We start from the raw sequence: 12,774 nt of genomic DNA, 5'->3' as shown, positions 1-12,774 counted from the left end.
CGCCTCCCTGCGCGCCCAGGGCGACGGCAACCTCGACCACTCCGCCCTCCTGCGCGGCGTCGAACGCCTCTCCGGACACACCACCGAAAGCTGAGCCGGTCCGCGGTCGTGTGACCGCACTCTGTGGACCGTCCCGCCCCGGAAACGTCCGGCGCCGCGACCGCCGCACTGCGGTCGCGGCGCCGGATTCGGCGCTTCGGTGCCCTTCGGCGACCGGCGACCGCCCTCGGTGCCCCGCGCCGAGCCGCCCCGGCCGGCACCCCCCGGCCGGCCGGGGCTTCTCCCTGCCCGCACGCTGGTGCGCCCGGCCCGGCGTCGCCCGCGGCCCTACGAACGGTCGAAGACCACCGGCAGCCGGGCCAGGCCGCGCATCAGCCGCGTACGACGCCACTCGGGCTCGCCGGCATCCTCTTCCCGCGCCGGACGGATGTCCGGGCAGCACGACAGCAGCACCTCGAACGCGATCCGCGCCTCCACGCGGGCCAGCGGCGCGCCGAGGCAGTGGTGCGGCCCGTGGCCGAAGGAGAGGTGGCCGGGCGGCCGGCCCAGGCGTACGGCGTCGGGGGCCGGGAATCGGGCCGGGTCGCGGTTGGCGGCACCGGGGGAGACCAGGACCACGTCCCCCGCCTCGATCCGGGCGCCGCCGAGTGTGAAGGGTTCGGTGGCGTAGCGGAACGTCGCCAGTGTCAGCGGCGCGTCGTAGCGCAGGAATTCCTCGACGGCATCCGGCAGCAGGGCGGGTTCGGCTCGGAGGCGGGCGCGGAGCGCGGCGTCGCGGAGCAGGACGAGCATGCCGTTGCCCAGGAGATTCGTGGTCGTCTCGTGCCCGGCGACCACCAACAGCACGGCCAGGGAGAGCAGTTCGGCCTCGCTCAGCCGGTCCCCGTCGTCGCGGGCGGTGATCAGGCCGCTGAGCACATCGTCGCCGAGGTCGCCGCGCCGGTCCGCGATCAGCGCCGTCATGTAGTCGCTGAGGGCGTGGGAGGCGCGGTCGGCGGTGTCCGGATCGTGGGCCGCGAAAAGGTCGTTGGACCACCGGCGCACCGCCGGCCGGTCGCGTTCCGGCACCCCCAGCAGGTCGCAGATCACGGTGATCGGCAGCGGGACGGCGAAGTCCTCGATGAGGTCGGCGGAGCCGCGCGCGGTGAGCGGGGCGGCCAGGTGCTGGGCGATCTCGCGGATACGGGGCTCCAGCCGGGTCACGGCCGCCGGGGTGAACGCCCGCAGGGCGAGTTTCCGCAGCCGGCCGTGGTCGGGGGGATCGGTGGCGAGCAGGGTGCGGCTGACGGCCGGGGCCAGGTCACGGCTGGACGGCCGGCCGGCGAAGTAGCGGGCGGTGTCCTTCGACAGCCGCGGATCGGCCAGCGCCGACCGGGCCGCCGCCCATCCCGTCACCGCCCACGTCGTGCGGCCGCTCCCCGTCCGTACCCGCCCTACGGGCCCGCGCTCACGCAGCGCGGCCAGCAGCGGATAGGGATCCTGGGAGAATTCGGCGGACTCCAGCGGGCCGGTCACAGATCGCCGCCCGGGCCGGTCACAGGTCGTCGCCGGTATACGGCGGCATGATCTCCCGCGTCGCCGCCGACTCGGCCAGCGCCTTGCGCAGCAGCCGCAGGACCTCCGTCTGGTCCGCGGCGGGCAGCGCGGCCAGCGGCGTCTGTTCGAGCATCGCCTCGATCAGCTCGTGGCGTACCTTCGCGCCTTTGTCGGTCAGCTCGACCGTCTTGGAGCGGCGGTCCGCCGGATCGGGCACCCGCTCGGACAGGCCCTGCCGCTCCAGGCGCGTCGCCAGGAACGTGGCGCTGGAGGGGTCGCAGTGGAGCCGGCTCGCGAGGACCTTCATGGACGGTGCGGGCAGGTCCGGGTCGAGCGCCCACAGGGCTTCGGAGAGCGGTGCGGTCAGGTCCAGCCGGTCCAGCGTCGCCCGCAGCCGCACGTCGGACCGGCTCACGACCTCATGGACGGCGGTGAGCAGTTCGCGTGTCAGTTCGGCCTGTGTCGAGGGCACGCCACCAGTCTAACGAGCGGTGCTTGGAGGCTCAAAGCTCGGCGCCCCCGGCCGGGTGGGCGCGTGGGGGCGGGCGGTCGTGCCCCCGCCGCAGCGTACGCCGCCCGTGGCCGCCGTACGCGGCTTTCGAGGTGCGCGCGCGCCGAGCCCGGCGCAGGCTGGAGGCATGACCGAGCACCCGCCTGTCATCGTGCATCCGCCGACGCCCTCGGGTGGGCGGCGGGTGACCGTGCGCGGACAGATCGTCGGCCTGGCCCACGGCCGCGGTGACGTCGCCGAATTCCTCCGCCGCGCCGGCATCGCCGAGCCGGCCGAGGACATCGCGCTGGACAACCCCAACCTGGTGGAGTGGCGCGGCGGCAACCTCGACGACTGGCCGATGCCACCCGCCTGAGCCGCGATCCGGGCGTTCGTCCGGCCGCCGCCGGACCCAGGAATGCTCTGTCCGATTTCCGCCAGCACCCCTACCGCCACTGCCGCACAGTAGACCCTGTGAGAACAGCGGATCTGTGAGGAAGTGAGCACGGCGGACAGGGGACTTGAGCGCGGCAGAAGCGCCGTATCCCTGGCAGCGCCGTATCCCTCGGCGCGACCGTGGGCCTTCGTACCCGACGGCGCCTGCGTTGCTTCCTCACGGTGTCCACGACCGGGCCGACCGCGGCCCGGCCGCCCGACCGCGTCGGCCGCTCCGGCAGTACGCACGCACTACGGAAAGAACAGACCCATGACTCCCACCCGCCCCATGACCCCCGCGACGCCGGCGACCGCCGTGACCTCGGCGGACTCCGCGACGCCGACCCGCTCCACCAAGCCCGCCGCACCCAGGTCACCCATGACGGCTCCGGCGTCCGAGACGCTGTACGCCACCGTCGACAGCCCGCTCGGCGAACTCCTCCTGGTGGGGCGGAAATCGGCCACCGCGCCGGGCGGCACGGCCCTCGCCTCGCTGTCCGTGCCCGGCCAGAAGGGCGGCGCGACCGTCCAGGACGGGTGGACGCACGAGCCCACCGCGTTCGACGAGATCACCCGCCAACTGCGCGACTACTTCGACGGAAAGCTGACCCGCTTCACCTTCGAACACGTCGCCCGCGGCACGGAGTTCCAGCAGCGCGTATGGCAGGCCCTGGAGGCCATTCCGTACGGCACCACGACCACCTATGGACGGCTCGCCGCCGACATGGGCGCGGCCCGTGGCGCGGTCCGCGCGCTCGGCACCGCGATCGGCGCCAACCCGCTGCTCATCGTCCGTCCCTGCCACCGCGTCATCGGCGCGGACGGCTCCCTGACCGGCTACTCCGGCGGCCTGGACCGCAAGCAGCAGCTCCTCGGCCTGGAGGCGACCGCGCCGGGCGTCAACTGACCCCGCAGCGGCGCCTTCCTGGGAACACCGCCCCGTCCACTGGAGCCCCCATGTCCACGACCACGTCCACGAACACGCCCAGCGACCGCCGAGCCGGCACCACGGAAGCCACCGCTACCACCCACAGCACCGCCACCGACCAGACCACCCGACCCGCACGCCCCACCGCTCTCGCCGACCGGGTCGACGCCGCCGACTGGCCCGCCCTGACCGACGAACTCGACGACTTGGGCTGCGCCCTGACCCCCCGTCTGCTGTCACCGGCCGACTGCCGGGCCCTGATCGGGCTGTACGACGAGGCCGACCGCTTCCGGTCGACCATCGACATGGCCCGGCACCGCTTCGGCTCCGGCCAGTACCGCTACTTCGCCCAGCCGCTGCCCGAACCGGTCCAGGCGCTGCGCGAGGCGTTCTATCCCCACCTGCTGGACATCGCGCGCGACTGGGCGGACAGGCTCGGCAGGCCGGCGCCCTGGCCGGACACCCTGGAGGAATGGCTCGTGAAGTGCCACGCGGCGGGGCAGGCCAAGTCCTCCCAGATCCTGCTGCGCTACGGCGCCGGCGACTGGAACGCCCTGCACCGCGACATCTTCGGCGAGATGGTCTTCCCCCTCCAGGTCGTCATCGGCCTCGACGAACAGGGCACCGACTACACCGGCGGCGAATTCCTCCTCGTCGAACAGCGCCCGCGCGCCCAGTCCCGGGGCACGACGACCGTCCTGCCCCAGGGACACGGCCTGATCTTCACCACCCGCGACCGCCCGGTGCGCTCCGCCCGGGGCTGGTCGGCAGGACCCGTACGCCACGGAGTGAGCACGGTCCGCTCAGGCCGCCGGCACTCCCTGGGCCTGGTCTTCCACGACGCCTGACCCACGCCCCGGCGAAGGGCCTTCCCGACCCCTCGCCGGCCCGTCGGAGCATCGCCCGTCGGAGCATCGAACGTCAGAGCATGGACCCGCCGGTGACGTCGAAGCGCTGACCGGTGATCCAGCGCGAGTCGTCCGAGGCGAGGAAGGCCACGACGTCGGCGATGTCCTGGGGCTTGCCGAGTCGGTTGAACACCGAGATGGCGGCCAGCGCGGCGTGGGCCTCGGGCGTCGCGCGCATCGCCGCGTTCATGTCGGTCTCGACGAAGCCGGGCGCGATGGTGTTCACCGTTATGCCCCGCTCGCCCAAGTCCTTGGCCAGGGTGAGAGTGAGGGCTTCGATGGCCCCCTTGGACAGGCTGTAGGCGATGGTCGCCGGGAACGCCGTAGTGGTCACGGCCGACGAGATGTTGACGATGCGCCCGCCGTCCCGCATCCGGCGCAGCCCGTGTTGGATCACGAAGAACGGCGCCTTCGTGTTCACCGCGAGAGTGCGGTCGAAGTCCTCCGGTGTCACCTCGTCGATGTGCCCGGGAAGGCTGATCGCGGCGTTGTTGACGAGGATGTCCAGGCCGGGTTCCCCGCCGAACGCGGCCAGTTCGGCGTCGAAGGCGGCGAACAGCGCTTCGGCGTCGCCGGGCACCCCGAGTTCTACGCCGAGCAGGAAGGCCCGCCCGCCGGCGTCCTGGATGCTCTTCACGGTTTCCTTCGCCGCGGTGTCGTTGCTGGCGTAGTGGACGGCGACCAGGGCGCCGTCCTGGGCGAGGCGCCGGGCGATGCCCCGGCCGATGCCCCGGCTGGATCCCGTCACCAGCGCGGTCTTTCCGTTGAGCTCACCCATGATCGATTCGGCCTTCCTTTTGCCTGTGACCGGCCATGGCGCTGGGCACACGGCCGTGCTGATACCCGTCGATGGCGGCCACCGACGGTGGTGTGGGAATTGCGGAACCGGGGGTCCGCGTAGGTCGTGGGTCCGGGGACGGTCGCCGGGATCCGGCGTCCACCGAGGGGTCTGGCTCAGGAGCCGGTCACGCTCCGGGCCGCGCGTTCACCGCGGGCATCCGGCCGGCTCAGGAACGCGCGTCGAGCGCGGTGAGGGTGGAAGTGAAGACCGGCTCGCCCTCCTGGAGGCCGGTGACCTCGACGGTGGTGGTGCTGGGTATCGCCGAGGGCACCCGGCGCGCCTGGATCACACAGGGCACGCCGTGCTCGGCGTAGCGGCGGAACTCGGTGCCGAAGGCGTACGGGACGAAGCTGTCGGGCGCGGTGAGGGCGCGGGCGGCCTGCTGGGCGGCGTCGAGAAGCACCATGCCCGGGACGTGGTCGTTCGCCGGATTGACCACCGCGGCGTGGCCCGGCGGGACGCGCAGCAGCCACCGGCCCGGTCGGCCGGTGGGCGCGAGCAGAACATCGCTGCCCTTGGCGCTTCCGGTCAACTCATGGGAGATGGGGGCCAGGAGCGGTTCCTCGACCCGGCAGGCCGTCGGCCGCTCGCCGCGGAGCCGGCGGTAGGCGGCGGGAGAGGCGACCGTGACACCGGAGTGCCCGGTCGCCACGATGCCACCCGCCTTGCGCAGCGTCATGTCGAAGTGGCCGGCGGCCATCGCGCCGCCGCGCATCCGCATTTTGCTGCACCTGACCTCGACGGTCAGCTCGGTGGGCCCGCTGCCGACGGCGAGGTGTTCCGGGTGTGTGGTGTATGCCAGGTCGCGAAGGACGAAGTGGTGGCCGACCGGCACGCCGAGCTCGGTGTGCGAGAGCAGCAGGCCGGCCTGCCGGATCGTCTCGCCGGTGAGAATGAGGTGGTGGCGGCCGTGGCTGGGGGTGAAGTAGGGATGATCGTGAGGCCACTGGGCGGTGAGCGAGAAACGCGCGTCGCCGAGCCTGCGCCACGAGCTGACCAGAATGTCCTCGGCCGCGGGACGGTGCACGAATTCCCTGGGGACACCGGCGTCGGCGCCCGGGGCGCTCCGGGCGCCCGGTACGCCGCACGGGTCCGGGGACGGCCGCGCGGCGTGCGGAGCTCTGGGATGCACTGCGCTGCCGACGTGCATCGTGTCGCTCATGAATGCCCCCAGGCATCTCAACGGGATGATGTCGAACGCTGTTAAGATACGTACCATCCGGTTTTATTTTCAATGCCGGGCGAGGAAAAAGGACAAGTAGCTGACTCGAAGGCCACTTGAGCTGTAGCTAAGTGTTGCTGAGCTTGAATCTTCGAAAGAACAGGAGGCGTCCTGTGGCGCAACAGGACCGCGCGATCCGGACCCGTCGAGTGATCTTGGAAGCGGCCGCCGCCGTTTTCGACGAGCTCGGCTACGACCGTGCGACGATCGCCGAAGTCCTGCTGCGCGCCGGGGTGACCAAGGGCGCCTTGTACTTCCACTTCGCCTCCAAGGAGCAGCTCGCCCTCGCCGTCCTGGCTGAGCAGGTCGTGGACATCGCCGTGGAGCCGCAGCAGATCAAGTTGCAGGAGTTCGTGGACGCCGGACAGGTCCTCGCCTACCGGCTGCGCAGCGACCCGATCCAGCGGGGAGCCGCGCGCCTCGCGGTCGAACAGGGCTCCAATCACCTCGACCGCAAGCAGTCGATGAACGCCTGGACCCAGTTCGTCGAGAGCCTGCTGGGCGAGGCGAGAGCGCGCGGCGAGGTGCTGGACAGCGTCGATCTACGCGAGACCGCCGAGTTGTTCGTCGGCGCGTTCGCCGGCCTCCAGATGATGTCGCACGCCATCTCCAACCAGGCCGATCTCGGCCGCCGGCTCACCGTCTTCTTCCAGCACACCCTGCCCAGCATCGCGGTGCCCGCGGTGCTCGCACGGCTCAACCTGGACCCCGAGCGCGGTCCGAAACTCGACGCGGCTCTGCAGGGAAAAGCCCTCGCCGACCTGGCGGAACGATAATTCGGCACGGCAGCGGGAGCGCGTCCGTTCTCGGGTGAAGTGCGGGCCTTGAAGCGGAAATCGCGGGTCTGGGAGCGGTTCGCGGGGGCTTCGGGGGAATGGCGCTCGTCAAACCATACCGCGCGGTCGTGTTCGGCCGCACCCTGCCCCGCGACCCTCCTCAGCCCTGATACTCCGTCAGGTCGATCCCGTACACGGTCAGCGCGTGCCCGTAGTCCGGGTGGACGGTTTCCCGTTCGAAGGTCATGCCGAGCTTGTCCATGACCCGCTCCGACGCTTCGTTGCCCAGTCGGTCGATGGCGATGACACGGTCCAGGCCGCGGTCCTGGAGGGCGAATTCCAAGACGGCCTGCGCGGCTTCGGAGGCGTAGCCCTGGCCCCAGAACTGGCGGCCCAGGCGCCAACTGATCGCGATGTCGGGCAGCACCTCGGGCAGGAATTCGGGCACGGACAGACCCGCGAACCCGATCAGCTCGCCGGAGGCCAGCAGCTCGACGGCGAAGAGACCGAAGCCCTCGTCGTCCCACTCCTCCTCCCACCGCTCGATGTCCCGCGCGGTGCGGTCCAGGTCGAGCACCGAGCCGTCGCCGACCCAGCGCATGACCAGCGGGTCGGCGTTGATGTCCGCCATGGGGGCGAGGTCGTCGTCGGTCCAGCGGCGGAGGAGGAGGCGGGGGGTGCGGATCTCGGTCATGCCGCCCATCCTGTCGAACGCGGGGCGCGAGCGGTAATCGGCGGCCGTCGGCAGCCGGCGCCGCGCCGCCGGTCAGGGGGCCCGGAGGCGGCCGGGCGCGCCGCCCGTCAGCCGCTCCGGCCCCCGTGCGGGCCCACCCCCGGGGCTAACGGCTTACTCCGAGACGGGCGATCTCCGGGCGGGCCGGTGGCTTCAGCGCACGACCGGGGGCACCAGGGTGGACGATAACGGGCGTACGCGTCTGCGGCGCGGGGTACCCGTGAGGTCTACGGCCGGCGCGGCGGCCCGTTAGCGGCGCGTTAGCCCGGCGTTAGCGGACTGCCAGTGCTCCGGGTCACGCTGGAAGAGCAACGGACGGACCCACGCCCACCCACGAGGGCACGCACCCACCAGATGAGGGGGAGACGAATGTCGCTCACCACCAAGACCCTCGGTCGCGGCCGCCGTGTCGCTGCCGGATCGCTGATCGCCGTCGCCGCGCTCACGCTGAGCGCCTGTCAGGACGGAACCGGCTCCGCGTCCCACGCGCCGTCGGCCTCCGCCCCCGCCACGGCGAGCAGTCCGGAAGGCGGCAACGCGGCACGCCCGTCCGGTGGCGGCGAACGGCCGTCCGGATCCCCGGCACAGCCCTCCCAGGGCACCGGGAAGCCGTCGGCCGGAGCGGGCAAGCCCTCTGCCGGCTCTCCGGGTGCGCCGAAGGAGACCTCCGCCCTGTCGCCGTCGTCGCGCTGCACGTCCGCGAACATGTCGCTGAGCCTGGGACGCGCCGACATCGGCGCGGGCAACCTCCACTACCCCCTGGTGTTCACCAACAAGGGCAAGACGGCCTGTACGCTGCGCGGCTTCCCCGGCGTCTCGCTGATCGCCCGCGACGGTTCGCCCATCGGCAAGCCCGCCACCCGTGAGGGCGCGGCGGGCGGTCCGGTCCGCCTGCAGCCCGGCCAGAGCGCACACGCCGTACTGCACACCGTCAATGACGGACTGTCCGACACCCCGTGCTGGGCCGCCTCGCAGATCGTCTACGTCTACCCGCCCGGCGAGAAGCAGTCGATGACCACGCGCAGCGGAGGGCTGAGGGTGTGCGGCGGACGGTTCACCGTGACGACGGTGACGGCCGGTGCCGACATCTGACGTCTGAGAGGTCCATGGGGGAGGGGAGCGGGCCGGCCCGTGGGCCACGGGGTGGTCCGCCCCTCGGAGGCTGTCGGCGTCACCTGAACGGCCCATGCCGAGGGCCCGGGGCACCCCGAACGGTGGTACGAAGGTGAGCGGAAGCCGTCCTCGTGCCACGCGGCGGCGTCCGCGAACCGCGCCACCCACCAGGAGCGCTGAAGCATGTGCCGTGTCGTTGACCTGGAACAGGCGGTCCTCGCCAAGAACGACGCCTGCGCGCACACCCTGCGCGAGGACCTCGCGGCCCGGGGCACCGCGGTGGTCAACCTGCTCTCCGGCCCCGGCAGCGGCAAGACCGCCCTGCTGGAGCGCGAACTGACCCTCGCGCGCGCCCGTGGCATACCCGTGGCAGCCCTCACCGCCCACCCGGCCACCGAGGACGACGCCGCACGCCTGGGCCGGAGCGGGGTGCCCGTCAAGCAGATCCTCACCGACGGGCTGTGCCACCTCGAAGCCCAGATGCTGGGCGGCCACCTCGACGGCTGGCTGCCGGCGGACACCCGGCTGCTGTTCGTCGAGAACATCGCGAACCCGGTCTGCCCGGCCTCCTACGACCTGGGCGAGACCCTGCGGGTCGTCCTGGCGTCCGTGACCGACGGCGAGGACCAACCCCTGACGTACCCCACCGCCTTCGGCCTCGCCCACCTGGTCGTCGTCACCAAAAGCGACCTCGCCGCGGCCGCCGCCTTCGACGAGGACGCCTTCCGCGCCAACGTCGAGCGGATCAACCCCGGGGTGGAGATCGTCCGCACCTCGGCGCACGGCGGCGAGGGCGAGGGCGCGTTGCTCGACCGGGCGCTGGCCGCGCGGGACGGGGCGCCGGTCCACCTGCCCGTCATGACCCGCCGCTCCCACCACGTCCACGACGACGGTGATGCCCCGGACCCCGGCGTCGCGGCGCCCCCGATCCGCTGACCCGGCGGCCGGTCAGGGAGCGGGCGTCGCGTACAGCGCCTCGATCTCCCGCGCGTACCGCCGCGCCACCGCCGCCCGCCGCACCTTCAGCGTCGGCGTCAGCTCCCCGGATTCCACGGTGAACTCCGCCTCCAGGAGCGCGAACGCCCGGATCCTGGCCGGCCGGGCCGCCCGCGCGTTCGCCGCGTCGACCGCCTCCTGGACCAGCGCGCGGACCGCCGGGTGCTGCGCGGGGGCGTCGCCGAGCGGGACGCCCGTACGCGCGGCCCAGTGCGCGATCTCCTCGGCGTCCGGAGTGATCAGCGCCACCGGGTACGGGCGGTGGTCGCCGATCATCACCGCCCGGGAGACATAGCGCGACTCCTGGAGGGCGAACTCGACCGGCGCCGGCGCGAGGTTCTTGCCGCCCGAGGTGATGATCAGCTCCTTCTTGCGGCCGGTGAGGCAGAGGAAACCGTCCTCGTCCAGGGACCCCAGGTCGCCGGTGTGCAGCCAGCCGCCGGAATCCAGCGCCTCCGCGTCCGCCGCCGGGTTCGCGTGGTAGCCGGCGAAGACGTGCGGGCCACGCGCCAGGACCTCACCGTCCTCGGCGATCCGCACCTCGCAGCCCGCCACCGGCCGCCCCACCGTGCCGTAGCGCACCGCCCCCGGGTGGTTCAGCGCGATGACACCCGCCGACTCCGTCATGCCGTATCCCTCGTACACCGCGATGCCGCACGCGCGCAGGAAGTCCAGGGTCTGCGGCGCGATGGGCGCCGCACCGGTCAGGGCCCACCGCAGTCGGCCCCCGAAAGCCGCCCGGACCAGCGAGAACAGCTCCCGGTCCGCGATCCGCCAGCGCTCCAGCGCCTCCCCTTCGAGCTGCTCGCCGCGCTCCCGCAGCGCCGCCGCCTCGACGCCCGTCCGTACGGCCGCCTCGAACCGCTCCCGGCCGCCCGGCCGCGACTCGGCCAGCGAGCGGACCGTCGCGTGCACCTTCTCGAACAGCCGGGGTACGGACGGCAGATGGGTGGGGCGGACCTCGGCCAGTTCGGCGACGACGTTCTCGATCTTCCCGCCGAAGTAGCACAGCGCGCCGCCCAGCAGCAGCGCCTTCAACTCGATGAGCTGGGCGAGCAGATGCGCCAGCGGCAGGTAGAGATACGTGACATCGCCGGGGCCGCCCTCGATGAGGTCGGCGGTGCTGTCCTGCACGGCGGCGAAGTTGCCGTGGGTGAGCCGGCATCCCTTGGGCGGCCCGGTGGTGCCGGAGGTGTAGACGATCGCCGCGAGGTCGCCGCCGCCGACCGAGGCCGCCCGCTCCAGCAGGTCCTCCAGCGGCGCGGGCGAGGGCAGCGCGTCCAGACGGAGGTCGCCTTCGCCGGCCTCGGACAGCAGCACGACATGGCGCAGGGCCGGCAGCGCGTCCCGGACGCGCGCGAGGCGGGCCGCCTGTTCCCGGCCCTCGCAGATGACCACGCACGCGCCCGAGTCGCGCAGCACCCAGGTGAGTTCCTCCTCGCCGGCCGTCGGATAGACCGGCACCACGGCCGCTCCGGCCGCGAGCGCCCCGAAGTGCGCGTACGTCCACTCCGGGCGGGTCTCGGACCAGATCGCGACCCGGTCGCCCGCCCGCACCCCGAGACCACCGATCAGTCCGCGTCCCACCGCCCGTACCGCGTCCCGCAGTTGGTCGTGGGACCGCTCACCCCATCCGTCGCCGTCCCTGAAGCGCAGCGCGGGAAGGGCGGGAAAGCGGCGGGCGGTCCACTCGGTGAACACGGCGAGGGTGTCGGGCCTGTGGTGCATCGCGCCTCCCGGGAGCCAGGGCGTACGGACCGTACGGCGCGTACGACGCTAGGCAGTGCCCCGGCCGCGCGGGATGACCGCGACCGTCATCCGCGCCGGCCTCGGCGCTCAGGGCGTGCCGTGGCCCTCGTCGGCGGCCAGCACGAAGGGGTGGCCGGCCGGGTCCGCGTAGCGCCGGATGTCGTACGGCCCGCCGTTGTCCTTCGTCTCCAAGGGGCGCGCACCCAGGCTGATCGCCTCCCGCTCGGCCGCGTCCATGTCCGCCTCGGGCACCAGGAAATGCAGATGCGCCTGCTGCGAGGCGTCCGGGCGGGGCCAGCTCGGCGGCGCGGCGCCGTGGTCCCGCCGGATGGCGATGCGGATGCCGCGCGGTTCGACGATCTCGATGTAATCGGGGCTGACGCCGGGCCGTGCCTCGCCGCCCAGAAACCGCGCGTAGAAGTCCGCCAACTGCTCCGGCTCCGTGCAATCCAGCACCAGCACACTGCTTTTGGCGACGGCCATCCGCTTCCTCCCCAGTCGGCGCGGGCCCCGCGCCCGCCGTTGCGGTCCGGTTACCCCCGATCGGTCCCGGCACTCCGCGGGCACGGGGTCGTCGCCTTCGGCGGACGCGGGGCGGCGGGCGGGTTCAGGTGTGCGGTGCGCCGTAGTAGCCCGCCAGTGTCCGGTGGTACTCCTCGTCGCCGAGGTGCTTTTCCTTGTCGAATTCCGGGGCGTGCTTGATGTCGTCCTTGGTGCGGGCGAGATAAATTGTTTTCCTTTCGAAGTCGATGGAGGAAATGGTGCCGGCCGGCAGCAGGACATGCTTACCGAAGATCCATACGCCGGTGTCGACGACGAGAGCGGTGGCACCCGCGTCCTCGGAATGCTTGTCGACCTTTCCGACGGTCCCGTCGATCGCCTCGACGGTGTAACCGGTCAGGTCGGTGCCCGCCTGGTAACCCGAGGCGTCGCTGAAATCCCACAGGGTGTCGTCCGTCATGGGAGACGCTCCTTTCGCGAGGGGCGATCACGGCGGGGCCCGGGACGGAAAGGTGAATGCCCCGCCGGTGTGGCGGTGCCGTCCTC

At 72.5% G+C, this 12,774-nt stretch carries 14 protein-coding genes and 1 pseudogene; 7 read left to right on the top strand and 8 right to left on the bottom strand.

The window, feature by feature from the left end; all coding sequences use genetic code 11:
* A pseudogene (locus tag ACZ45Z_RS32925) lies at positions 1 to 94 on the top strand (2-hydroxy-3-oxopropionate reductase); the annotation flags it as partial.
* A 233-nt stretch (positions 95 to 327) separates the two neighbouring features.
* Here the strand turns inward: ACZ45Z_RS32925 and ACZ45Z_RS32920 are convergent.
* Both ACZ45Z_RS32920 and ACZ45Z_RS32915 read right to left on the bottom strand, forming a co-directional pair.
* Complete coding sequence (locus ACZ45Z_RS32920) at positions 328 to 1,515, bottom strand: cytochrome P450 family protein (protein ID WP_468370455.1); 1,188 nt, start codon at positions 1,513 to 1,515, stop codon at positions 328 to 330.
* Between the two features lie 19 nt (positions 1,516 to 1,534).
* Positions 1,535 to 2,008, bottom strand: coding sequence for a MarR family winged helix-turn-helix transcriptional regulator (locus tag ACZ45Z_RS32915; protein WP_468370452.1), 474 nt, complete (start codon positions 2,006 to 2,008; stop codon positions 1,535 to 1,537).
* Positions 2,009 to 2,174: 166 nt separating this feature from the next.
* Here ACZ45Z_RS32915 and ACZ45Z_RS32910 point away from each other — a divergent pair, with 166 nt between their 5' ends.
* The 3 genes from ACZ45Z_RS32910 to ACZ45Z_RS32900 all read left to right on the top strand — a co-directional run bounded on the left by ACZ45Z_RS32910 (position 2,175) and on the right by ACZ45Z_RS32900 (position 4,237).
* A complete protein-coding gene (locus ACZ45Z_RS32910) occupies positions 2,175 to 2,402 on the top strand; it encodes a hypothetical protein (RefSeq protein ID WP_468370449.1) in 228 nt (75 codons plus the stop codon).
* A gap of 438 nt (positions 2,403 to 2,840) precedes the next feature.
* Positions 2,841 to 3,368 carry a methylated-DNA--[protein]-cysteine S-methyltransferase gene (locus ACZ45Z_RS32905; RefSeq protein WP_468370464.1) on the top strand — a complete coding sequence of 176 codons (528 nt, stop codon included), beginning with the start codon at positions 2,841 to 2,843 and terminating at the stop codon, positions 3,366 to 3,368.
* Positions 3,369 to 3,418: 50 nt separating this feature from the next.
* Positions 3,419 to 4,237, top strand: coding sequence for a 2OG-Fe(II) oxygenase (locus ACZ45Z_RS32900; RefSeq protein WP_468370446.1), 819 nt, complete (start codon positions 3,419 to 3,421; stop codon positions 4,235 to 4,237).
* 73 nt (positions 4,238 to 4,310) lie between these two features.
* On the opposite strand, the gene ACZ45Z_RS32895 is transcribed toward ACZ45Z_RS32900, so the two are convergent.
* Complete coding sequence (locus ACZ45Z_RS32895; RefSeq protein ID WP_468370443.1) at positions 4,311 to 5,075, bottom strand: SDR family oxidoreductase; 765 nt, start codon at positions 5,073 to 5,075, stop codon at positions 4,311 to 4,313.
* Positions 5,076 to 5,304: 229 nt separating this feature from the next.
* Entirely contained in the window at positions 5,305 to 6,300 is a 996-nt protein-coding gene (locus ACZ45Z_RS32890; RefSeq protein WP_468370440.1) for a ScbA/BarX family gamma-butyrolactone biosynthesis protein, read from the bottom strand.
* A gap of 173 nt (positions 6,301 to 6,473) precedes the next feature.
* Here ACZ45Z_RS32890 and ACZ45Z_RS32885 point away from each other — a divergent pair, with 173 nt between their 5' ends.
* Positions 6,474 to 7,136 (top strand): ScbR family autoregulator-binding transcription factor, encoded by a 663-nt coding sequence (locus ACZ45Z_RS32885; RefSeq protein WP_468370437.1) that lies wholly within the window; start codon positions 6,474 to 6,476, stop codon positions 7,134 to 7,136.
* 160 nt (positions 7,137 to 7,296) lie between these two features.
* Here the strand turns inward: ACZ45Z_RS32885 and ACZ45Z_RS32880 are convergent, their stop codons facing one another.
* On the bottom strand, positions 7,297 to 7,830 hold the full coding sequence (locus tag ACZ45Z_RS32880) for a GNAT family N-acetyltransferase (protein WP_468370434.1): 534 nt from the start codon (positions 7,828 to 7,830) through the stop codon (positions 7,297 to 7,299).
* 408 nt (positions 7,831 to 8,238) lie between these two features.
* Here ACZ45Z_RS32880 and ACZ45Z_RS32875 point away from each other — a divergent pair, with 408 nt between their 5' ends.
* Together ACZ45Z_RS32875 and hypB are read left to right on the top strand one after the other, a co-directional pair.
* On the top strand, positions 8,239 to 8,961 hold the full coding sequence (locus tag ACZ45Z_RS32875; RefSeq protein ID WP_468370432.1) for a DUF4232 domain-containing protein: 723 nt from the start codon (positions 8,239 to 8,241) through the stop codon (positions 8,959 to 8,961).
* A 204-nt stretch (positions 8,962 to 9,165) separates the two neighbouring features.
* Positions 9,166 to 9,918 (top strand): hydrogenase nickel incorporation protein HypB, encoded by a 753-nt coding sequence (hypB, locus tag ACZ45Z_RS32870; RefSeq protein WP_468370429.1) that lies wholly within the window; start codon positions 9,166 to 9,168, stop codon positions 9,916 to 9,918.
* Between the two features lie 12 nt (positions 9,919 to 9,930).
* Here hypB and ACZ45Z_RS32865 read toward each other — a convergent pair whose 3' ends face one another.
* The 3 genes from ACZ45Z_RS32865 to ACZ45Z_RS32855 all read right to left on the bottom strand — a co-directional run bounded on the left by ACZ45Z_RS32865 (position 9,931) and on the right by ACZ45Z_RS32855 (position 12,688).
* Positions 9,931 to 11,706 (bottom strand): AMP-dependent synthetase/ligase, encoded by a 1,776-nt coding sequence (locus ACZ45Z_RS32865; RefSeq protein ID WP_468370427.1) that lies wholly within the window; start codon positions 11,704 to 11,706, stop codon positions 9,931 to 9,933.
* Positions 11,707 to 11,814: 108 nt separating this feature from the next.
* On the bottom strand, positions 11,815 to 12,210 hold the full coding sequence (locus ACZ45Z_RS32860; RefSeq protein ID WP_468370424.1) for a VOC family protein: 396 nt from the start codon (positions 12,208 to 12,210) through the stop codon (positions 11,815 to 11,817).
* Positions 12,211 to 12,334: 124 nt separating this feature from the next.
* Positions 12,335 to 12,688, bottom strand: coding sequence for a PRC-barrel domain-containing protein (locus tag ACZ45Z_RS32855; RefSeq protein WP_468370421.1), 354 nt, complete (start codon positions 12,686 to 12,688; stop codon positions 12,335 to 12,337).
* Positions 12,689 to 12,774 lie beyond the last annotated feature (86 nt).

The sequence above is a fragment of the Streptomyces sp. NPDC031210 genome (assembly GCF_055570395.1).
Note: the sequence above shows the minus strand (reverse complement) of the source record. Positions and strands in the feature narration are given on the sequence as shown.